Source organism: Streptomyces sp. NPDC006743, assembly GCF_040703815.1.
In the GTDB taxonomy this organism is placed as follows: Bacteria; Actinomycetota; Actinomycetes; order Streptomycetales; family Streptomycetaceae; genus Streptomyces.
In genome coordinates this window covers 291,425-311,874 of sequence record NZ_JBEYJA010000004.1, presented here as the reverse complement: position 1 = coordinate 311,874, position 20,450 = coordinate 291,425, and the positions used below count along the sequence as shown (strand labels likewise).

Annotated in this window: 22 protein-coding genes; 8 read left to right on the top strand and 14 right to left on the bottom strand. The window is 74.5% G+C overall.

The genetic code is table 11. From position 1 onward, the window contains the following. Positions 1-27: 27 nt before the first annotated feature. A complete protein-coding gene (pstB, locus tag ABZ719_RS06080) occupies positions 28-804 on the top strand; it encodes a phosphate ABC transporter ATP-binding protein PstB (RefSeq protein WP_366724000.1) in 777 nt (258 codons plus the stop codon). Between the two features lie 112 nt (positions 805-916). Here the strand turns inward: pstB and ABZ719_RS06075 are convergent, their stop codons facing one another. Continuing rightward, a complete protein-coding gene (locus ABZ719_RS06075; protein ID WP_037857212.1) occupies positions 917-1,915 on the bottom strand; it encodes an inorganic phosphate transporter in 999 nt (332 codons plus the stop codon). A 7-nt stretch (positions 1,916-1,922) separates the two neighbouring features. Then, the gene (locus ABZ719_RS06070) at positions 1,923-2,543 is read right to left on the bottom strand and encodes a DUF47 family protein (RefSeq protein WP_026252685.1); all 621 of its coding nucleotides are present in this window, start codon (positions 2,541-2,543) and stop codon (positions 1,923-1,925) included. A 229-nt stretch (positions 2,544-2,772) separates the two neighbouring features. Between ABZ719_RS06070 and ABZ719_RS06065 the strand changes: the two genes are divergently transcribed. Beyond that, positions 2,773-3,147: a metal-sensitive transcriptional regulator gene (locus tag ABZ719_RS06065; protein ID WP_366723999.1), complete on the top strand. Its 375-nt coding sequence runs from the start codon at positions 2,773-2,775 to the stop codon at positions 3,145-3,147. Positions 3,148-3,174: 27 nt separating this feature from the next. Here ABZ719_RS06065 and ABZ719_RS06060 read toward each other — a convergent pair whose 3' ends face one another. After that, a complete protein-coding gene (locus ABZ719_RS06060; RefSeq protein ID WP_366724033.1) occupies positions 3,175-3,345 on the bottom strand; it encodes a hypothetical protein in 171 nt (56 codons plus the stop codon). A gap of 136 nt (positions 3,346-3,481) precedes the next feature. Beyond that, positions 3,482-4,315, bottom strand: a complete 834-nt coding sequence (locus tag ABZ719_RS06055; protein WP_366723998.1) for a hypothetical protein — start codon at positions 4,313-4,315, stop codon at positions 3,482-3,484. Between the two features lie 141 nt (positions 4,316-4,456). On the opposite strand from ABZ719_RS06055, the gene ABZ719_RS06050 reads away from it, so the two are divergent. Next, on the top strand, positions 4,457-4,615 hold the full coding sequence (locus tag ABZ719_RS06050; protein WP_199811612.1) for a hypothetical protein: 159 nt from the start codon (positions 4,457-4,459) through the stop codon (positions 4,613-4,615). Positions 4,616-4,987: 372 nt separating this feature from the next. On the opposite strand, the gene ABZ719_RS06045 is transcribed toward ABZ719_RS06050, so the two are convergent. The 6 genes from ABZ719_RS06045 to ABZ719_RS06020 form a co-directional block, all read right to left on the bottom strand. Further along, positions 4,988-6,136, bottom strand: coding sequence for a CHAD domain-containing protein (locus tag ABZ719_RS06045; RefSeq protein WP_366723997.1), 1,149 nt, complete (start codon positions 6,134-6,136; stop codon positions 4,988-4,990). After that, positions 6,117-8,360, bottom strand: a complete 2,244-nt coding sequence (locus ABZ719_RS06040; protein WP_366723996.1) for an RNA degradosome polyphosphate kinase — start codon at positions 8,358-8,360, stop codon at positions 6,117-6,119. The genes ABZ719_RS06045 and ABZ719_RS06040 overlap by 20 nt, the downstream gene beginning before the upstream one ends. A gap of 266 nt (positions 8,361-8,626) precedes the next feature. Next, on the bottom strand, positions 8,627-9,454 hold the full coding sequence (locus ABZ719_RS06035) for a hypothetical protein (protein ID WP_366723995.1): 828 nt from the start codon (positions 9,452-9,454) through the stop codon (positions 8,627-8,629). Continuing rightward, positions 9,451-10,485 carry an ABC transporter permease gene (locus tag ABZ719_RS06030; protein WP_366723994.1) on the bottom strand — a complete coding sequence of 345 codons (1,035 nt, stop codon included), beginning with the start codon at positions 10,483-10,485 and terminating at the stop codon, positions 9,451-9,453. The genes ABZ719_RS06035 and ABZ719_RS06030 overlap by 4 nt, the downstream gene beginning before the upstream one ends. Further along, positions 10,482-11,411 (bottom strand): ABC transporter ATP-binding protein, encoded by a 930-nt coding sequence (locus tag ABZ719_RS06025; RefSeq protein WP_366723993.1) that lies wholly within the window; start codon positions 11,409-11,411, stop codon positions 10,482-10,484. Before ABZ719_RS06025 ends, ABZ719_RS06030 begins: the two co-directional genes overlap by 4 nt. Next, complete coding sequence (locus tag ABZ719_RS06020) at positions 11,408-11,818, bottom strand: GntR family transcriptional regulator (RefSeq protein ID WP_366723992.1); 411 nt, start codon at positions 11,816-11,818, stop codon at positions 11,408-11,410. The genes ABZ719_RS06025 and ABZ719_RS06020 overlap by 4 nt, the downstream gene beginning before the upstream one ends. A gap of 154 nt (positions 11,819-11,972) precedes the next feature. On the opposite strand from ABZ719_RS06020, the gene ABZ719_RS06015 reads away from it, so the two are divergent. The 5 genes from ABZ719_RS06015 to ABZ719_RS05995 all read left to right on the top strand — a co-directional run bounded on the left by ABZ719_RS06015 (position 11,973) and on the right by ABZ719_RS05995 (position 16,743). Further along, positions 11,973-12,524 (top strand): RNA polymerase sigma factor, encoded by a 552-nt coding sequence (locus ABZ719_RS06015; protein ID WP_366723991.1) that lies wholly within the window; start codon positions 11,973-11,975, stop codon positions 12,522-12,524. Next, positions 12,521-13,408, top strand: a complete 888-nt coding sequence (locus tag ABZ719_RS06010; RefSeq protein ID WP_366723990.1) for a zf-HC2 domain-containing protein — start codon at positions 12,521-12,523, stop codon at positions 13,406-13,408. Before ABZ719_RS06015 ends, ABZ719_RS06010 begins: the two co-directional genes overlap by 4 nt. Positions 13,409-13,544: 136 nt before the next feature. Beyond that, on the top strand, positions 13,545-14,408 hold the full coding sequence (locus tag ABZ719_RS06005; RefSeq protein WP_366723989.1) for an ABC transporter ATP-binding protein: 864 nt from the start codon (positions 13,545-13,547) through the stop codon (positions 14,406-14,408). Next, on the top strand, positions 14,405-15,988 hold the full coding sequence (locus tag ABZ719_RS06000) for an ABC transporter permease (protein WP_366723988.1): 1,584 nt from the start codon (positions 14,405-14,407) through the stop codon (positions 15,986-15,988). Before ABZ719_RS06005 ends, ABZ719_RS06000 begins: the two co-directional genes overlap by 4 nt. Next, a complete protein-coding gene (locus tag ABZ719_RS05995; RefSeq protein WP_366724031.1) occupies positions 15,985-16,743 on the top strand; it encodes an ABC transporter in 759 nt (252 codons plus the stop codon). Before ABZ719_RS06000 ends, ABZ719_RS05995 begins: the two co-directional genes overlap by 4 nt. Here the strand turns inward: ABZ719_RS05995 and mshD are convergent. From mshD to ABZ719_RS05975, 4 genes are all read right to left on the bottom strand, one after another. Further along, positions 16,721-17,641 carry a mycothiol synthase gene (gene mshD / locus ABZ719_RS05990; protein ID WP_366723987.1) on the bottom strand — a complete coding sequence of 307 codons (921 nt, stop codon included), beginning with the start codon at positions 17,639-17,641 and terminating at the stop codon, positions 16,721-16,723. The genes ABZ719_RS05995 and mshD overlap by 23 nt on opposite strands. Positions 17,642-17,780: 139 nt before the next feature. Continuing rightward, positions 17,781-19,235 carry a HAMP domain-containing sensor histidine kinase gene (locus tag ABZ719_RS05985; RefSeq protein ID WP_366723986.1) on the bottom strand — a complete coding sequence of 485 codons (1,455 nt, stop codon included), beginning with the start codon at positions 19,233-19,235 and terminating at the stop codon, positions 17,781-17,783. After that, the gene (locus tag ABZ719_RS05980) at positions 19,232-19,987 is read right to left on the bottom strand and encodes a response regulator transcription factor (protein ID WP_366723985.1); all 756 of its coding nucleotides are present in this window, start codon (positions 19,985-19,987) and stop codon (positions 19,232-19,234) included. The genes ABZ719_RS05985 and ABZ719_RS05980 overlap by 4 nt, the downstream gene beginning before the upstream one ends. A 130-nt stretch (positions 19,988-20,117) precedes the next feature. Beyond that, on the bottom strand, positions 20,118-20,318 hold the full coding sequence (locus ABZ719_RS05975) for a hypothetical protein (RefSeq protein WP_366723984.1): 201 nt from the start codon (positions 20,316-20,318) through the stop codon (positions 20,118-20,120). Between the last annotated feature and the right edge of the window lie 132 nt (positions 20,319-20,450).

The following is a 20,450-nucleotide window of genomic DNA, read 5'->3' as shown; positions in this document are numbered from 1 at the left end:
GACTGAGACGGAAGTGAAGAAGTAGTCATGGCCAAGCGAATCGACGTGAGCGGACTCACCGCCTACTACGGCTCCCACAAGGCGATCGAGGACATCTCGATGACGGTCGAGCCGCGTTCAGTGACGGCCTTCATCGGCCCCTCCGGCTGCGGCAAGTCGACGTTCCTGCGGACCCTGAACCGGATGCACGAGGTCACCCCCGGCGGCCGGGTCGAGGGCAAGGTGATGCTGGACACCGAGGACCTGTACGGCGCCGGGATCGACCCGGTCTCCGTCCGCCGCGAGGTGGGCATGGTCTTCCAGCGGCCCAACCCCTTCCCCACCATGTCGATCTTCGACAACGTGGCGGCGGGCCTGCGGCTGAACGGCAACCACAAGAAGAGCGAGCTGAACGACGTCGTCGAGAAGTCGCTCAAGGGCGCCAACCTCTGGAACGAGGTCAAGGACCGCCTGAACAAGCCGGGCGCGGGGCTGTCCGGCGGTCAGCAGCAGCGGCTGTGCATCGCCCGCGCCATCGCGGTGGAGCCGAAGGTGCTGCTGATGGACGAGCCCTGCTCCGCGCTGGACCCGATCTCCACCCTCGCCATCGAGGACCTGATCGGCGAGCTGAAGGAACGCTTCACGATCGTCATCGTGACGCACAACATGCAGCAGGCGGCGCGCGTCTCGGACCGTACGGCGTTCTTCAACCTGGCGGGCGTGGGCCAGCCGGGCCGGCTGATCGAGATCGACGACACCGAGCGGATCTTCTCCAACCCGTCGGTGCAGGCCACGGAGGACTACATCTCCGGCCGCTTCGGCTGATCCCTCAAGACCCCTCGCGGTGCTGCATGGCGGTGCCACCGCGAGGACGCAGAAGGGCCCGCCCCCGGGTCACGGGGGCGGGCCCTGTGCGTGCCGGAGCACGCCGGGGTTCCTACAGGAACGCGAGGTCGATCAGCCAGAACGCGACGGCCGAGACGATCGCGGCGGCCGGCATGGTGATGAACCAGCCGAGGACGATGTTCTTGGCCACGCCCCAGCGCACCGCGTTGACCCGCTTGGTCGCGCCCACGCCCATGATCGCGGAGGTGATCACGTGGGTGGTGGAGATGGGGGCCTTGAAGAGGAAGGCGGTGCCGAACATGATCGAGGCGCCGGTCGCCTCGGCGGCAAAGCCCTGCGGCGGGTCCAGCTCGATGATCTTGCGGCCCAGGGTGCGCATGATGCGCCAGCCACCCGCGTAGGTGCCCAGGGACAGCATCAGCGCGGAGACCAGCTTCACCCACACCGGGATCGGGTCGCCGTAGGTCTCGACGCCGCCGATGACCAGCGCCATGACGACGACGCCCATGGTCTTCTGCGCGTCCTGCAGACCGTGTCCCAGGGCCATGCCCGCCGCCGAGACCGTCTGCGCTATGCGGAAGCCGCGCTTGGCCTTGTGCGGGTTGGTCCGGCGGAAGATCCACATGATGGCCGTCATGACCAGGTAGCCGACGATCAGGCCGACCACCGGGGACAGGAACATCGGAGTGACGATCTTGTCCAGCACCCCGGACCAGTACACCGTCGTGCCGCCCGCGAGCGCCGCGCCGACCAGCCCGCCGAACAGGGCGTGCGAGGAGGACGAGGGCAGGCCGAAGTACCAGGTGACCAGGTTCCAGACGATGGCGCCCAGCAGCGCCGAGAAGAGGATCCCCATCCCCTTGCTGCCGGTGGGGGTGTCGATCAGTCCCTCGCTGACCGTCTTGGCGATGCCGCTGCCCAGGAAGGCGCCGGCGAGGTTCATCACCGCGGCCATCGCCAGCGCGGCGCGCGGGGTGAGCGCGCGGGTGGAGACGGAGGTGGCGATGGCGTTGGCGGAGTCGTGGAAGCCGTTGGTGTAGGCGAAGCCGAGCGCGACCAGGATGGTCAGAACCAGAGCGAAGGTGTCCATGGACGCCTCAGGACTCCTTGACCGCGATGGTCTCCACCGTGTTCGCCACGTGCTCGAAGGCGTCGGCCGCCTCCTCCAGTACGTCCACGATCTGCTTGAGCTTCAGCACCTCGATCGCGTCGTACTTGCCGTTGAACAGGTGGGCGAGCAGCTTGCGGTGGATCTGGTCCGCCTGGTTCTCCAGGCGGTTCACCTCGATCCAGTATTCGGTGAGGTTGTCCATGGTCCGCAGGTGCGGCATGGCCTCGGCGGTCAGCTCGGCGGCCCGCGCCAGGACCTCGATCTGCTGCTCGACGCCCTTGGGCAGTTCCTCGACGTTGTAGAGGACGACCAGGTCGACGGCCTCCTCCATGAAGTCCATGATGTCGTCCAGGGACGACGCGAGGGAGTAGATGTCCTCGCGGTCGAAGGGCGTGATGAACGAGGAGTTCAGCTGATGGAAGATCGCATGCGTGGCGTCGTCACCTGCGTGTTCCGCGGCCCGCATACGCTCTGCGATCTCGGCCCGGGCGGATGCGTCCGCCCCGAGCAGTTCCATCAGGAGTTTCGAGCCCGTGACGATGTTGTCCGCGGACGCGGCGAACATGTCGTAGAAGCTCGTCTCCCTGGGGGTCAGACGAAAGCGCACAAGGGGTCCTCGGGGTGCATCGGTTTCGGACAGGGTGATGCTAAGCGCATCATCCGGCCACGGCTAAGGGGCCGTCCCCCAGTGTCGCCCATCAGGAACAGTGGTCGGCACGGGGGCGGTCCCGGGCGGTCCAAGGGCCCTTGTACCCGGGGAAATTCGGTAGGATATACCCGGCAGGGGTATGTCTCCTGGGTTTCCGTTTGTTTTCCGTTCCGAGCGGGAGGACGCGATGACGACCACCGAGGCCGGCGCGACGGCGCCCTCCACGAGCGCCGGGGCGCAGGACACCGCACCGCCCGGGAACGCCGGTGACGGGCACGCCACCTACGGCTACCACCACCAGAAGGACGAGCACCTCAAGCGGCTGCGCCGCATCGAGGGGCAGATCCGCGGGCTGCAGCGCATGGTCGACGAGGACACGTACTGCATCGACATACTCACCCAGGTGTCCGCCTCCACCAAGGCGCTGCAGTCCTTCGCCCTGCAACTGCTGGAGGAGCACCTGCGGCACTGCGTCGCCGACGCCGCCGTCAAGGGCGGCGCGGAGATCGACGCGAAGGTCGAGGAGGCCACCAAGGCCATCGGGCGGCTGCTGCGCACGTGAGACGGCGCGCCGGGGATGTGACGGGGATCACCTGCTCGGGGTGGTCCGTCGCTCCTCGGTCACCCTCAGCACCTCGTCGATGTACTCCAGGCTGAGCCGCTCCCGGGCGGCCGAGGCGGCGATGATCAGCTCGCCGCACAGTTCGATCTCGGCGAGGGCCACGTGGTCCTGAACCGCCGTACCGCCGACCCGAGCCACGTGCATCACCTCGTCTCTGCGTCACCGGCTTCGGCGACAACAGACCTAGAGTAGGGAGCCGCCCACGGCCCGCGCATGGCACGGAAGGGCTAGTTCCCCGGTCATTTCGGGCCCCCGCTCCGTCCGTGCCACCGGGTCACCTCTCGGCCACCCGGCCCGTGTAGATGTCCCGCGCGCGCGGGAGGGTCACGGTCACCGGCGTCCCGAAGGCGTACAGCAGCGTGGTGGAGAACACCTCCACCGTGCCCTTCTGCCGGGCGTTGACGAAGGCGAAGCTCTGCCGGAGCTTGCGGATGCGGCCCTGGTCGTCGAGGTAGGCGTCGAACGGGACGGCGGGCGTGGCGAACCCTTTCGCCGCCGCCCGCAGCGCGCCCCCGCCGGCCGCCGACGCCCCGCCGGCCGCCACGGCGAGGTCGGCGGTGCCCCGGTAGTGCCGCACCGCCACGCCCGCCACCTGCGTACGGCCCACGTACGTCGCCGTCCGTGTCCCGCGCAGCACCTCGGCGGCGGCGAACGGGTCGGTGGCCCCGCCGGTGACCAGGTTCCCGTCGGACAGCGTCGCCGTCTCCACCCGCACCCACTTGTCGGCGGGTACGCCCGCGCCCCGGTTCTTCATGAACAGCGCGCCCGGCGCGAGGAGTTCCACGATCGGCGGGTGCCCGAAGTTCCCGGCCGGGTCCTGCGGCAGGATCACGGTCAGCTGTCCGCGCTGCGCCCGGAAGTCGTAGGCGCCCTCGCCGCGGATGGTCACCCGGGTCCCGCCGGCGGCCATCTCCATCGACGTGCGGGTCTGGGAGGTGCCGGCCCGCAGCAGGGCGTCGGGGGCCTGCCGCAGGGTGCGCACCGGGTCGTCGGCGGCGCGCGCGTCCTCGGCGGCCACCCCCCTGGCGGAGCACCCCGTGGCGCCCGCGCAGAGCAGGAGCCCCACCGCGAGCACCGCCGCCCCGCCCGTCTGCCGCCGCTTGGTCATCGCCTGCCTACCCCCAGCTGCCGCGTCCGTACCGGGCCCCTGTCGTCCGGTTAACGACGGGTAGGGGACCCCGTCACGCGCCGGGCCGCCCGGTGGCAAGGCGCCACCGGCCGTTCACCCGGGATGGGTAGCGTGGGCGCCGTGGCGCAGGACGAACCCGGGCAGCGGGAACATCGCACGACGACCGTCGAACAGGGCCGCTTCTGTCTGGCCCGCTGCACCTGCGGGTGGCGCGGTCCGGCCCGCAGGGCACGCAGTCTGGCCCGTACGGACGCGGAGGCGCACGCGCGGGACGCGTGAACGGTGCGCGGGTCCTCCTGCCGCCCTCCTGCCGCGGCGCTGGAAGCAGTCCGCCGGCGGACCGCCGCGGCGCGCGGCGGTCCGCAGGCCGGTCCGTGCCCGGCCTCCTCCGCGACGGCGCGCGGCGCGGCGGTGAGCGGGGCCGCCGCGCGGGCCTGGCCGCGGGTCAGGGGCGGCCGCCGTGGCCCGGCCGGCGGGTCGGGCGGGGACCGGACGGGCCGTCGTGCGGCGGGCGGCTCCGCCGGGCGCGGCCGTCCGTCCGGGCGGCGGTGCCCGCGGCGGAGGTCACCGCGCTCCACCCCCGCTCGCGCCCGCCGCCGGTCTCGCCGTCCTCGCCGCTCTCGTCCTTCGCCGGTGTCCGTCCGGTCCTTGTCACCCTTCCCGGCCGGCGCCCACGGTCTGCTTCAGCCAGGTCTGCTGGAAGGCGAACCTGGCCGCCTCCACCTCGTGCCGCTGGTCGGCGTGGAGCACACCGAGCGCGTACGCCGTCGCCGGGGCGATGCGGGGGGTGCGGGCCGCCGAGGACGCGGCCGCCGCCGCCTCCGAGGCGTCGCGGTGCCGGTCCAGGGCCCGCCCGGCCGCCGGCAGCCGGCCGTCGGCGGCCGTCCGCGCGGCCTCCGGTGCGCCGTGCAGGGCCTCCTGGGCGTAGCGGTGCAAGCGCAGCAGCAGGCGGACCTGGTGCCAGGGGGCGTCCTGCGGGTGCGGGGCCGGGTCCGCGGACAGGCCGTGGATGAGGGCCTCCGCGTTGTAGGGGCTGCCCGCGGTGACGAGCGGCAGGGCGGCGACCGCGTCCGCGAGGCGTTCCTCGGCCGCGGCGGCGAGGGCGCGCAGGTCCGTGGCGTGCGCGGCGGGGGTGAGCGGGACGTCGCTGGCGAGGACGGCGACCTTGTCGGCGACGGCGTGGAAGCGGCTCGACCCCAGGGCCTGCAGGGCGGTGGAGTGGGCGCGGGTGCGGGCCAGGGTGAGCTGGCGGTCCAGCAGGGCGCCCGCCTTGGCGGCGCCCACGGTGAGGTTGCCGCGGTCGGTCGCGGGCGGCCGCGGCAGGTGGCCCGCGGCCCGGCCGCCCGCGACCGCGTGCGCCGGAGCGGGAGAGGCCGCGGGAGCGGTCGCGGGCGCGGGGAGGCCGGCCGTTCCCGAGAGTCTGTTCAGGGCCGCGAGGAGCCGGTCCAGCCGGGCCTGGCAGGCGTGTTCGCGGGCCAGGGTGCCCGAGAGCCAGGCGAGTTCGGGCCGCAGTTCCTCGGCCCAGGCCTCGTCGAGGACGCCCCGGAAGGTGTGCAGGCTGCCGCTGATGCGGCGGGCCGAGCGGCGCAGGGCGCGCGCCGCGTCGGCGGCCTCCTCGCCGGCGCCCGCCGCGGGGCCGGTCTCGCGGTGCAGGCGCAGCGCCCGGAGGAACTCCGTGGCCTGCGCCCGCAGATAGGCCGCGAGGCCGTCCGCGGTGGGCGTGCCGCCCGGTGGGCGGGGCGCGGCGGGCGGCCCGGCGGTGGTGCGGTTCTGCGTCGGGTCAAGGTGTTGCTGTGCCACGCCGGCGCCTCCGGGCGTCTATGAGCGTCTCCTGGATGTTGCGCAGCGGCTGGCCGTCCGCGTCGGTCGCGTGCCGGGTCCACTCGCCGTCCGGGCCGAGGTGCCAGGAGGCGGTGGTGTCGGCCATGCCGGTTTCGAGCAGCCGGTTGAGGGCGGCCCGGTGGGCGGTGTCGGTGACCCGGACCAGGGCCTCGATACGGCGGTCGAGGTTGCGGTGCATCATGTCGGCGCTGCCGATCCACACCTCGGGCTCGCCGCCCCCGCCGAAGGCGAAGACGCGCGAGTGCTCCAGGAAGCGGCCGAGGACGGAGCGGACGCGGATGTTCTCCGACAGGCCCGGTACTCCGGGGCGCAGGGCGCAGATGCCGCGCACCCAGACGTCGACGGGGACGCCCGCCTGGGAGGCGCTGTACAGCGCGTCGACGACGGCCTCGTCCACCATGGAGTTGACCTTGATCCGGATGAACGCGGGCCGTCCGGCGCGGTGGTGCTGGATCTCCTTGCGGATGCGGGAGACCAGGCCGTCGCGCAGGGACTTGGGCGCGACGAGCAGCCGCCGGTAGGTCTCGCGGCGGGAGTAGCCGGAGAGCCGGTTGAACAGGTCGGAGAGGTCCGCGCCGACCTGCGGGTCGGCGGTGAGCAGTCCGAGGTCCTCGTACAGCCGGGCGGTCTTGGGGTGGTAGTTGCCGGTGCCGACGTGGCTGTAGCGGCGCAGGGTGTCGTCGCCCTCCTGACGGACCACCAGCGACAGCTTGCAGTGGGTCTTCAGGCCGACGAGCCCGTAGACGACGTGGCAGCCGGCCTCTTCGAGCTTGCGGGCCCACTTGATGTTGGCGTGCTCGTCGAAGCGGGCCTTGATCTCGACCAGGACGAGGACCTGTTTGCCGGACTCGGCGGCGTCGATGAGGGCGTCGACTATGGGGGAGTCGCCCGAGGTCCGGTACAGGGTCTGCTTGATGGCGAGGACGTCGGGGTCGGCGGCGGCCTGCTCCAGGAAGGCCTGCACGGAGGTGGAGAACGAGTCGTAGGGGTGGTGCAGGAGCACGTCCCGGCTGCGCAGCGCGGCGAAGATGTCCGGCGGGGAGGCCGACTCGACCTCGGCGAGGTCGCGGTGGGTGCCGGCGACGAACTTGGGGTACTTCAGCTCGGGCCGGTCCAGGCTGTGGATGCGGAAGAGGCCGGTGAGGTCGAGCGGGCCGGGCAGCGGGTAGACCTCGGCCTCGCTGATCTTCAGCTCGCGCACCAGCAGGTCGAGCACCTCGCGGTCGATGGACTCCTCGACCTCCAGGCGCACCGGCGGCCCGAAGCGGCGCCGCATCAGTTCCTTCTCCAGGGCCTGGAGGAGGTTCTCGGTGTCGTCCTCCTCGACCTCCAGGTCCTCGTTGCGGGTGAGCCGGAAGGCGTGGTGCTCCAGGACCTCCATGCCCGGGAACAGCTCCTCCAGGTGGGCGGCGATGACGTCCTCCAGGGGGACGTAGCGGCCCGGGGAGCTCTCCAGGAAGCGGTTGAGCAGCGGCGGCACCTTGACGCGGGCGAAGTGGCGGTGGCCGGTGACCGGGTTGCGCACGACGACGGCCAGGTTGAGGGAGAGGCCGGAGATGTACGGGAAGGGGTGCGCGGGGTCGACGGCCAGCGGGGTCAGCACGGGGAAGATGCGCTGCCGGAAGAGGGTGAACAGGCGGGCCTGCTCCTTCTCGGTCAGCTCGCTCCAGCGGACCAGTTCGATGCCCTCCTCCGCGAGGGCGGGAGCGATGTCCTCCTGGTAGCAGGCGGCGTGCCGGGCCATGAGTTCGCGCGAGCGGGCCCAGATCATCTCCAGCACCTCGCGGGGCTGGAGGCCGGAGGCGGAGCGGGTGGCGACGCCGGTGGCGATGCGGCGCTTGAGCCCGGCGACGCGGACCATGAAGAACTCGTCCAGGTTGCTGGCGAAGATCGCGAGGAAGTTGGCGCGCTCCAGCAGGGGCGTGTCCGGGTCCTCGGCCAGTTCCAGGACGCGTTCGTTGAAGGCGAGCCAGCTGCGTTCGCGGTCGAGGAAGCGGCCCTGCGGCAGCTGGTCCTCGCCGTCCCTCGCCTCCTCGTACCCGTCGAGGTCGGCGTCGAGGTCGGGGTCCAGATCGGAGACGGGCGCGGCCACGGTGTGCGGGCGGTGGGCCGCGAGGGAGCCCACGGAGGGCTGGTGGTGCGGGACCTGCTGCGCTGCTGCCTGGGTGTCTGGCTGGCTCATGAATCCATTCTTCCGCGCGGCGGGGAAGGCAGGCGCGTCGGAAGGCGCGAGCGGGAGCGCGGCTGCGGACCCCTCGGGGGGCGGCGAAGGCTCGGGCACGGCGGGTCTCATTGAGCGAGCGTCGCAAGCCTGTCTGAATCACCGGTTACGGAGACATGACGTGCGGGATAGCGGGGGGCGGCTCGCGGGGGGTGCGGGGCGCTCCGCGGCGGGCCCGGGCGGCCGGGGCGGGCGGGGGTCCGCCCCCGCCCGCCCCGCCGTGGTGTTCAGGCCGTGCGGCGGCGCAGGACCGTGAACGCGGTGACGGTGACCGCGGTGGTGACGGCGAGGACGATGCCGGTCTCCAGCAGGTGCAGCGGCCAGAAGTGGGAGCGCGGGTGGTACGTCGCGACGTACCGTTCGCCGTTCCCGCCCTCCCGCAGCAGGTAGGCGTCGCGCGGCAGCACGACCGGGTCCGCCGAGGTCCGGGTGACGGCGGGCCACAGGTGCGGCCGGAGGGCCTCCAGGAGGAAGTGGAGCAGCCACATCGCGGCGAAGGAGAGGCCGAGCGCGGGCAGGGTGCGGCCGACGAGCAGCGCGGTGAGCGCGCCGACGGCCAGGGCGCACAGGGCGTAGGCCACGGTGGCGGGACCGCGGGCCACGAAGACGTCGGCGTAGGACCAGTTGTCGTGCATCAGGTCGCGGTGGGCCGCCCAGCCCCAGCGGTAGGCCAGGACGAGGGCGCCGGCGCCGAGGGTGAGGGCCGCGGCGGGCACGGCGAGCTTGGCCGTCAGCCAGCGGGCGGGGCTCACGCCCTGGGTCCAGGCGAGGCGGGCGGTGCCCGACTCCAGTTCACGGCCGACGAGGGAGGCGCCCGCGAACGCGGCCACCGCGAGGAAGCTGTAGCAGACGAACGTGGCGATCCAGCCGGTCGGATCGCTGTAGTCGAGGGCGGCGAACGGCGAGGCGGAGGCGTGCGCCCGCTCGGCGGTGACCTCGTTCAGCCACACCAGCCAGCCGATCGTGCCGGCCACGAACGCCCCCCACACCAGCAGCGCGGCGCGGTGCACGGTGAGGACCGCGCGGGGCAGTCCCCGGACGAGTGCGGTGCTCACGCGCCCGCCCCCTTGCGGACGGGCGCCCCCAGGCGCGTGCCGCGCCGCAGCACGGTGAACGCGGCCCAGGCGAGCAGGCCGGCGAGGACCAGGACGAGGGCGCTGGTGGTGAGGTGCAGCGGCCAGAAGTGGGAGAACGGCTGGCTCTGCGTGTAGAAGCCGGTGGCGTGCAGCTTCGCGTACGCCGAGGCGCACGCGCCCGGGTCCGGGGAGGCGCAGCCGGGGTCGGGGACGTGCGCGCCGGTGGCGGTGACCAGGCCGTGGCCGAGCTGGATCCCGCCGCCGGCGTAGCCCTGCTCCAGGGTGGTGACGCGGGTGACGGCGGGCCACATGTGGGGCAGGGCCAGGCCGGCGACGCCGCGCAGGGCGGCGGCCGCGCACAGGCCGGTGACCAGCGCGGGCAGGGTGCGCCGCCACAGCAGGGCGGCCAGCGCGCCCGCGGCGAGGGCGGCCAGGGCGACGGCGACGGTGGTGGGCCCGTTGGCGTGCAGGGTCCAGGTGTCGGTCCAGCTCTTGGCGGTGTCGACCCGGCCGCGCGCCGCCGACCAGGCCCGGTTGTGCAGCAGCACCAGCAGGCCGGTGCCCACGGCGACCAGCGCGGCCGGGACCGCCAGGCGGGTCGCCAGCCAGCGGGCGGGGGTGACGCCCTGGGCCCAGGCGAGCCGCGCGGTGCCGCTCTCCAGCTCCCGCCCGAACAGCGAGCCGCCGGCCCAGGCGCCGACCAGGAGCGGAAGGGCGTTGAGGGCGAGGGTGGTGTAGTTGTAGACGTCCTTGTAACGCAGGATCGCGTCCTGGTCGTACGAGCAGCGCGGGGACATGCCACAGGCGCCGTACTGCCGCCAGGCGCTCGCCGAGGCGTCGGTGAGCGGGCCCCACAGCCACAGCAGTCCGGCCGCGAGGACGAGGACGAGCCCGGTCCACACGTACAGCGCGGGGCGGTGCAGGCGCAGCAGCCAGCGCACCAGGTGCGGCCGGCCGGCGCGGGGCGCGGCGGCGGGGGCCGGGCCGGCCGGGGTGGTCAGGGCGGTCATGCGCGGTTCTCCTGGATCGTGCGGTTCTCCTGGGGCGCGTGGCTCTCGCCGGACCCGTCCAGGGCGGGGGCCGAGGGGTTGCGCAGGTGGGCGAGGACGAGTTCCTCCAGGCTGGGCGCGGCGGTGCGCCAGTCCTCGGGGAGGGCGCCCGAGGGCCGGATCAGCGCGGTGACCTGGCGGCCGGTGGTGCGGGACTCGACGACGGTGTGCCGGGTCAGTGCGGCGGTGCCGGCGGGCGCGGTCACGCGGGTGTGGGCGGCGAGCAGGTCGTCGATCTCGCCGGCCAGCCGGATCCGGCCGGCGCCGACGAGCAGCAGGTGGTCGCAGGAGTCCTCCAGTTCGGCCACCACGTGCGAGGACAGCATGATCGTCGTGCCGTGCTGGGCGGCCTCGCCCATCAGGACGCCCATGAGGTCGTGCCGGGCCAGCGGGTCCAGGTCGGCCATCGGCTCGTCGAGCAGCAGTAGTCCGGGCCGCTTGCCCAGGGCGAGGGCGAGCGCGACCCGGGTGCGCTGGCCGCCGGACAGGGCGCGGACGCGGGCCTTCGGGTCGAGGTCGCCGGCGGCCACGATCCGTTCGGCGCCGGCCGCGTCCCAGCGCCCCGGGTTGAGGTCGGCGCCCATGCGCAGCGTTTCGGCGACGGTGAGCTGCGGGTAGAGGGGCTTGTCCTGGGCGACGTAGCCGACACGGGTGCGGGCGCTCGCCGGGTCGGTGCCGAGGACGGTGACCCGGCCCTCGGTGGGGGCGACCAGACCGGCGGCGAGGGTGAGCAGGGTGGATTTGCCCGCCCCGTTGGGGCCGACCAGGGCGCAGACGCGGCCGGCGGGCAGCCGGAAGGTGCACTCGCGCAGCGCCCAGCCCTTGGCGCGCCGGGCGTACCGCTTGCCCAGCGCGGCCGCCTCGAGTGCCGTGCCGGTGTCGGTCATGAGGGATCTCCCTGGAGGTGCTCTTCGCGCGGGGCGAAGTGTCGGTCGAGTACGGCGGTGAAGAGTGCGGCCACGTCGTCGCGGTCCAGGCCGGCCGCGCGAGCCCGCGCGGCCCAGCCGTCCAGCTCCGCGCGCAGCGGGGAGTCGTCGGCGGGCGCGGTGCCCAGGGAGCGGCGTACGAAGGTGCCGAGGCCGCGGCGGGCCTCCACCAGTCCTTCGCGTTCCAGCTCGCGGTAGGCCTTGAGCACGGTGTTGGGATTGATGGCGGTGGCCTCCACGACCTCGCGGGCCGTGGGCAGCCGGTCGCCGGGCCGCAGGGCGCCCAGGCGCAGGGCCTGCTTGGTCTGCTGGACGATCTGCATGTAGGTGGCCACCCCGCTGTGCCGGTCGATGCGGTATTCGAGCACCCCCGCGCACCACCCTTTCACTAATTGAGTAGTGAAAGGGTGGTGCAAGATGGCCGGGAAAGTCAAACGCCCCGGCCCGCGGCCCGGCCCGCCCGTGCCGGAGTCCCGTGAGCCGGGCGTGAACCGGACCGCGGGGTCCGTGCGAAGAGGAGACGTGAGCGGAACGAGAAGCGACGGGGAGCTGCTGCGGGCGATCGCGGCGGACCGGGACCGGCGCGCCTTCGAAGAGCTGTACCGGCGGTACGCGCCGTGGCTGACCGCGCGGCTGCGCGGCCGCTGCGCCGACCCCGCCACGGTCGACGACGTCGTCCAGGAGACCTTCCTCGCCGTCTGGCACGGCAAGGCCCGCTACCGCGAGGAGGCGGCCGCCCAGGACGCGGCCGGATGGCTGTGGCGGATCGGCTCGCGCCGCCTGATCGACGCCCTGCGCGGCGACGGCGCGCGCGGCCGGCTGCGCCAGGCCCTGGCCCGGCTGCGCCACCGCGACGAGGCGTCCGCCGAGGAACGCGTGCTCGCGGGGGTCGAGCACGGGGACCTCGCCGGCGCCCTCACCCGGCTCTCACCGGAACTGCGGGCCGTCCTGCAGGCCACCGTCGTCGACGGACTCACCACCCGGGAGGCGGCCGTCCTGCTCGGCATCCCGCCCGGCACGGTCAAGACGCGGGCCCTGCGCGCCCGCAAGCAACTGCGGGAGGCGCTGGCATGAGCGGCGGAACGACACCCCGGAAGACCTGGCACGTCACCGACGAACACCTGCGCGCCTACGACCGCGGCGAACTCGCCCCGCCGCTGCTGTGGTCCGCCGACACCCACCTCGCCAGCTGCGCCCGGTGCCGGGCCCGGCTCGCCGCGCTCGCCGACCCGCTGGCGCTGGAGGAGGGCTGGGCCCGGCTGGACGCCGAACTGGACGCGCCCCGCCCCGGACCGCTGGAGGCGCTGCTGCTGCGCTGCGGCGTTGCCGACCACACCGCGCGGCTGCTGGCCGCCACTCCGGTGCTGCGCCGCTCGTGGCTGATCGCGGTCGCCGCGGTGCTGGTGATGACCGCGGCGCTGTCCGACACGGTGCGCGCACCCGACTCGCCGACCCTGTTCCTCGCGCTCGCGCCGCTGCTGCCGCTCGCGGGCGTGGCGCTCGCCTACGGACCCGCGCTCGACCCGGCGTACGAGACGGCCGTGGTGGCCCCGCTGCACGGGTTCCGGCTGGTGATGGTGCGCACCGTCGCCGTCCTGGCCACCGGCCTCGTCGTCAACGGCCTCGCCACCCTCGCCCTGCCCGGTTACGGGCTGCGCGCCCTGGGCTGGCTGCTGCCCGCGCTCGCCCTCACCTCGACCGGCCTCGCCCTCACCCCCCGGCTCGGTCCGGTCCTCGCCCCCGCCCTGACCGGCGGCGTCTGGACCGCCCTTGTGCTGGTGGCGCAGGCGACCCGGCACGGGGAGGCGCCCCTGCCGCCGTTCACGGCGGCCGGACAGGGCACGGCCGCCGCGGTCGCCGTCCTCGCCGCCGTCCTCCTCTACCGCCTGCGGGACCGCTTCGACCTGTCCCCGGCACGCGCCCCGCACGGCGGCCTGCCGTACGGGGACCCGTCGTGACCTCCGGTCGGGGTCCCGTCGTGACCTCCGGTCGGGGTCCCGTCGTGACCTCCGTACGGGAGGCCGGCGCCGCCCCCGCCGTGTCCGGCCGGCCCGCCCACGTGAACCGCACCGATCCTTCGCACGGGAGTGCTTCGTGACCGTCACCGTCTCCGCCTCCGGGCTCACCCTCCGCTACGGCGGCACCGCCGTCCTCGACGACGTGTCGCTGCGCCTGGAGGAGGGCATCACCGGGCTGCTCGGCCCCAACGGGGCCGGGAAGACCACGCTGCTGCGGGTGCTCGCCACCGCCGCGACCGCCGACCGGGGCGCCTTCACCGTGCTCGGCCACGACCCCGGCACCACCGACGGCCGCCTCGCGGTGCGCCGCCTGCTCGGCTACCTGCCGCAGGACCCCGGCTTCCATCCGGACTTCACCGCGTTCGCGTTCGTCGACTACGTCGCGATCCTGAAGGAGATCACCGACCGCGGCGCCCGCCACCAGGAGGTGCGGCGCGTCCTGGAGGAGGCCGGCCTCGGTGACGTCCGCGGACGGCGCATCAAGAAGCTCTCCGGCGGCATGCGACAGCGCGTCGCCCTCGCCGCCGCGCTCGTCGGCGGCCCCCGCTTCCTCGTCCTGGACGAACCCACCGTCGGCCTCGACCCCGAGCAGCGGATGCGCTTCAGGGACCTGGTCACCCGCACCGCCGAGGGCCGCACCGTGCTGCTGTCCACCCACCAGACCGAGGACGTCGGGATGCTCTGCAACCGGGTGATCGTCCTGGCCGGCGGCCGGATCCGCTTCGAGGGCACCCCCGCCGAACTGACCGCACGGGCCGCGGGCCGGGTGTGGAGCAGCACCGAACGCGATCCGGCCGCCCGCGCCGGATGGCGCACCGGCACCGGCGACTTCCGCAACGTCGGCGACCCGCCCGAGGGAGCCCGCCTGCTCGAACCCACCCTGGAGGACGGCTACTTGCTCACCCTCGACGACTCCGGCACGAAGGCGGCGGCCCGATGACCACCACCACGGCACCCCCACCCGCCGCCTCCGTGGCCGCCGCCGGCGGGGCACCCGGGGCCTCGCGCGCCCGTGCCGTCCTCGCCCTGGCCCGCGCCGAGACGCGCCTGCTGGCCCGCCGGCCCTTCGTGCTGCTCTTCTTCGCGGTGTACGCCGCCGCCACCGCCTGGCAGACGTACTCCGGCCACGCCGGCTGGCACGAGCTGACCGGCCGCGAGGGCATGGCCGACCACCCCGCCCTCCAGGACGCCGACCGGGCCACCCAGAGCGGTGCCCTGCTGCTGGGGCTCGCCCTGTTCGTCTGCGCCGACCGGGCCGTGCTGCGCTCACGGCACCGGGGCACGGACGAGCACTTCACCACCCTGGTCATGGAACCGTGGCGGCGCACCCTCGCCCACGCCCTGTCCGTCGTCCCGTTCGCGCTGTTCACCGGCCTCGTCGTCGCCGTCCGCTTCACCTGCGACGCGCTCGCGCCGGGCGCGGTCGGCCACGGCTCGGCCGCCGAACTCGCCGTGGCCCCGCTGGTCGTGCTGCTCGCCGGTGTCGCGGGCGTGCTCCTGGCCCGGCTGGTCCCCTCCCCGCTCGCCGCACCGCTCGTCGCCGTCGGCGGCTTCCTGGTCGCCACCCTTTTCACCACGGGCGCGGACGGAACCCACTGGCGGCGCTGGCTGTTCCCGGTCGTCACCGAGGAGGGCGCCGACCCGTTCCCGTCCGCCCTGGTGGGCCGCCCGGCCGCCTGGCACGCCCTCTACCTGGCCGGTCTGGCCGGCCTCCTGCTGGGTGCCGCGCTGCTGCGCTCGGGCGGCCGCTCGCCGCGCGTCAAGGCGTTCGCCGTCCTCGCGCTCGCGGCCACCGCCGCCGGGATCGCCGGACAGTCGCCGGGCCCGTCCGCCGCGCTCCTGGCGGCCCGCGCCCAGGTGACCGAGCACCCGGAGACGGCGGAGACCTGTGTGACGCACGGGGCGACGACGTACTGTGCGCTGCCCGAGTGGGCCGGCCGCACCGGCGACTGGGCGAAGGCCGTCGACCGCGTCCGCTCCCTCGCCGGCCCCGGCGCCGCGACCCGGCCGCTGACGGTGCGCCAGCGCGTCGAGGCACGCTACGGCCTGGAGGGCAGCAGCGCCTACGACCCGCTCACCGCACCCGGCACGGCCACGGTCCGCACCCGCTGGGGCGGCAACCGCGTCCCGGAGTTCTCCGTGGGCCTGGCCTCCGTCCTGGTCGCCGGTGACGAACGGGCGGGCGCCGAGGTGTGCGACGGCCGCGTCGTCACCGTCATGTGGCTCGCGCTGGGCGCCTCCACCGACCCCCTCGAAGCCCTGCGCGACGTCCGGCTCGACGACAGCACCGAGGGCAGCGCCTCCGTGCTGACGCCCACGGGCGGCCTGCGGATGAGCGCCGCCCAGACCACGGTCGTACGGACCTTGCTGGAGCGCCCGCGCGCGAAGGCCGCCTCGGCCGTGAAGGCGCACTGGGCCGAACTGACCGCGCCCGGCACGTCGACGGCCCGCGTCGCCGGCCTGCTGGGCGTGCCCGGCGTGGGCCGCGGGAAGGGAGCGGGGAACTCGTGCGAGGAATGAGGCACGGCGGCGGCACGCCCCGGCCGGCCGGCGCCCCGCCGGCCCCCGGCGGCACCATCTCGGTGGCCGGCGCCCTGCTGGGGCCGGTGTGGCGGTCCCTGCCCCGGCGGGTGCTCGCCGCGGCGGCCGCGCTGGGACTGCTGAGCGCCGGGAGCCTTCGGCTGCCGTCCGGCGCGGGACAGGGGCCGTCCGAGGGGACGGCGGTGCTGCGCCTGGTCGCCCTGGTCGGCGGACTCGGGCTGGCGTTCCTGCTCGACGACCCCGCCCGGGACACCACCTCGGCGGTCCCGGTACGGCGGCCCGTACGCACCGGACTGCGCCTGGCGCTCATCGCCCCGCTCGCCGCGCTGTGGTGGGGCGCCGCACTGCTCCTCGTGCCGGGCCCCGTGCGCCCGCCGGCCGGCGCCCTCACCCTGGAGGCGGCGGCCGTCGCGGCGGCGGCGCTCGCTCTCGCGGCGCTCTCGGTGCGCTGGTGCGCGGAGCCGGGACCGGGGGCCACGACCGCGCTCGCCCTGCTCGTCCTCGCGGTCGCCGCGCTGCTGGCACCGCACCGGTGGAGCCTGCTGCCCGACCCGGCCGACCCCAACTGGGCGGTGGCGCACCACTGGTGGGCGGGTGTCCTGGGCGCGGCGGCGGCGACCTGGGCGGCGTGCCAGCCGGAACCCCTGGCGCGCCGCCGCCGGCGCCGTGACCGGCCAGGTCCACCGGCCCCCGGCGCCCGGCACGGCGTCCTCAGATCTCCGTCCGGTACATGAGGTCCGTCTCGTACGTGGTGAAGCCCAGCCGCTCGTAGACCGCGACCGCCGCCTTGTTGTCGGCGTCGACGTACAGCATGGCGGTCGGCAGGCCCGACGCGGCCAGGTGGCGCAGGCCGGTCACGGTGAGCGCCTTGCCGAGGCCGCCGCCCTGCGCGCCGGGCCGCACGCCGAGGACGTACACCTCGCCCAGCCCCTCCTCGGCGTGCACCTTGGTCCAGTGGAAACCGACCAGCCGGCCCGCCCGCTCCGCCAGGAAGAACCCGCTCGGGTCGAACCACGGTTCGGCCTTGCGGGCGTCCAGGTCCCGCTGGGTGAGGGAACCCTGCTCGGGGTGGTGGGCGAACGCCTCCGCGTTCACGGCGAGCCACGCGGCGTCGTCCTGGCCGGGGACGAACGCCCGCACGGTGACGCCCTCCGGGAGCACCGGCTCGGGCAGCTCGAAATGGGCGAGCGGCCTGCGCATCTGCCGCAGTTCGCGGAAGAGGGTCAGCCCGAGGACCTGCGCCAGGTGCCGGGCGGCGGAGTGCCCGCCGTGCGCCCACACCCGCAGCCGCTTGCCGGAGGCGGCGAGCAGCGCCGAGCCGAGCGCCCGGCCGTGCCCGTGCCCGCGGTGCGCCGGGTGCACGACCAGCTCGGCCGCGGGCGCCTCCACCGGGTCGGTGTCCTCCAGCTGGGCGTAGCCGACCAGGTCGCCGTCGACCCGCAGCAGCAGGTGCGACACGCCCTCGCGGGCACCGCCGCGCAGGTGCAGCCTCCCCTGTTCGGACACCGCCTGCTGACCGTCGTCGTGGGCCGCCGCGGCCAGCAGGGCGAGCACGGCGTCGGCCTGGTCCGGGGCGAGGGCGGAGAGCGTCTCCAGTGAGCGGGCGATCGGTGCGGTCTCGTCGCTGGTCATGCCTTCGAGAGTACAGAGCGGGCGCCCGGACACGGCGGTGTCGCCCCGGTCCGCTCCCCGTGATCAGACACGTCCTCGAACGGGCCGGCCGTCGGGAGCGGCCGGGCTGCCGGAGGCCGCGAGCCGGACGCCGCGGCCGTCAGGGCAGTTCGGGGGGCGGGGTGGGCGCACCCGGGAGGCGGACCGTCACCAAGGTGCCGCCGTTCTCGGCCCGGGTGAGGGTCACCTCGCCGCCGGACTGGCGGACCGTGCGGGCGACGATGGACAGGCCGAGACCCGAGCCGGGCAGGGCGCGGGCGCTCGGGGAGCGCCAGAAGCGGTCGAAGACGTGCGGGAGTTCGTCGGCGGGGATGCCGGGGCCGTGGTCGCGGACCGTGAGGACGCCGTCGGTGAGCCGCACCTCCACGGTGCCGCCCTCGGGGCTGAACTTCACCGCGTTGTCCAGGATGTTGACGATCGCGCGTTCCATGGCGGCCGGTTCGGCCCGGACGAACCAGGGCTCGAGATCCGCGGTGAGGGACAGCTCCGGGCCGCGCAGCCGGGCGCGGCGCAGCGCCGCCTCCACGGTGTCCTGGAGCGCGATCACCTGGATCCGCTCGCCGCGCTGCCCCTCCGAACGGGACAGCTCCTGGAGGTCGCCGATCAGCGCGGCCAACTCCGTCACCTGCGCCTTCACGGACGCCAGCAGCGCCTTGCGGTCCGCCTCGGGCAGCGGGCGGCCGGTCTCCTCGCTGCGGGTGAGCAGTTCGATGTTGGTGCGCAGGGAGGTGAGGGGCGTGCGCAGTTCGTGGCCCGCGTCGGCGATCAGCTGCTGCTGCAGGTCGTGGGAGGACGCCAGGGACGCGGTCATCGAGTTGAAGGAGCGTGAGAGCCGCGCGACCTCGTCCTCGCTGTCGTCCTCGACGGGGATGCGGATGGTCAGGTCCTCGGTGCGGGCCACGTGCTCGACGGCCTCGGTGAGCTTGTCGACCGGCCGCAGACCGGCGCGGGCCACCGCGAGCCCGGCGGCGCCCGCGCCGACGACTCCTATCCCGGAGACGAGCAGGAGCAGCAGCGCCAGGTCGTTGAGGGTCTTGTCGGTGTCCTTCAGCGGCGTGGCGATCAGCAGCGCGTGCCCGGGGTACAGCTGGGGGCCCGCGGGGGAGGCGATGAGCAGCGGGGAGGTCAGCACGCGTACGGGATTGCCGTCGGTGTCCGTGCCGTCGTGCAGCCGCTCGATGCCCTGCCCGGCGTTCCGGGCGATCCCGGCGTCCGCGCCGGTGACCCGGACGGTGCCGACGGAGTTGGTGAAGACGCAGGTCCCGCCGGTCGCGCTGATCACCTGGACGTAGTAGTCGGCGGAGCCGGGGCCGCGGTCGTCCGAGGGGCGGGGCGTGGTGGTGCAGTCGGCCAGCAGGTTCGCCACGCTCTGCGAGCTGACCGGCCTGCTGGTCGCCTTCAGGTCCTCGTCGATCTGCTGGATCAGCTTCCCCTGGACGATGAACCAGCACGTCACCGACACCGCGGCCACGCCGAACGCCACCGCCGCCGCCACCAGCAGGGCGAGCCGGGAGCGGATCGGCAGCGAACGGAACCGGCGCACCGCCTTGTTCACTCCGCGCCGCCCTGCCGCAGCACGTACCCGACCCCGCGCACGGTGTGCACCAGGCGCGGCTCGCCGCCCGCCTCGGTCTTGCGCCGCAGGTACATCACGTAGACGTCGAGGGAGTTCGACGACGGTTCGAAGTCGAAGCCCCACACCGCCTTGAGGATCTGCTCCCGGGTGAGCACCTGGCGCGGGTGCGCCATGAACATCTCCAGGAGCGTGAACTCGGTCCGGGTCAGCTCCACCTGGCGTCCGGCGCGCGTCACCTCACGGGTCGCGAGGTCCATGCGCAGGTCGGCGAAGGCCAGTACGTCCCCCTCGTCGACCGCGTCGTCCACGGCCGCCGCGTACGAGCTGCGGCGCAGCAGCGCGCGGATCCGGGCGAACAGCTCGTCCAGCTCGAACGGCTTGACGAGGTAGTCGTCCGCCCCGGCGTCCAGGCCGGTCACCCGGTCACCGACGGTGTCCCGCGCGGTCAGCATGAGGATCGGGGTGGTGTCGCCGGCGCCGCGGATCCGGCGGGCGGCGGTCAGGCCGTCCATGCGGGGCATCTGGATGTCGAGGACGACCAGGTCGGGCCGGTAGGCGCCCGCCTTCTCCAGGGCGTCCGCGCCGTCCACGGCGACCTCGGTGTCGTACCCCTCGAAGGCGAGGCTGCGCTGCAGGGCCTCGCGCACGGCGGGCTCGTCGTCGACGATCAGGATGCGCTGGGCGGCACGGTCGCGGTCGTCGCGGTCGCGGTCGCCGTCGGCGGGGCTCATCGGTCGTGGTTCCTCGGGTTCCTCGGGGCCGGCCGGGCCTGGCGGGACGACCGGTGGGTCGCTTGCCAGGCCCGTGAGGGGACGCTCCCAGACTCGCATGTCCGACACCCGCCGTGCGGCGCGCGGCCGCTCAGGCCGCCACGGCCGTCAGCCGTCCCAGGGGCACCTTGTGACGGTGCGGGCGCGTGGCGGGCATCCGCAGGCCCATCAGGTGGGGGACGGCCGCCGCGGCGGGGGCGGGGGCGGTCCGGGGGGCGCGGCTCACGGGGATGTCCGCGCGGGCGCTGTCGTCGGGGGTGCCGGTCGTCTGGTGCGTGAGCTGCTGGATCATGACGTGCTCCTTGTCGTGGGGGGTGCGCGTTCTCGTCCTGCGGGTCCTCTTTCGTCCTGCCGGTTGTCGGTTGTCAGTTGTCGGTTGCCGTTTGCCCGTTGTCGGTCGCCGGACGCCTCCGGGGTGCGGGGC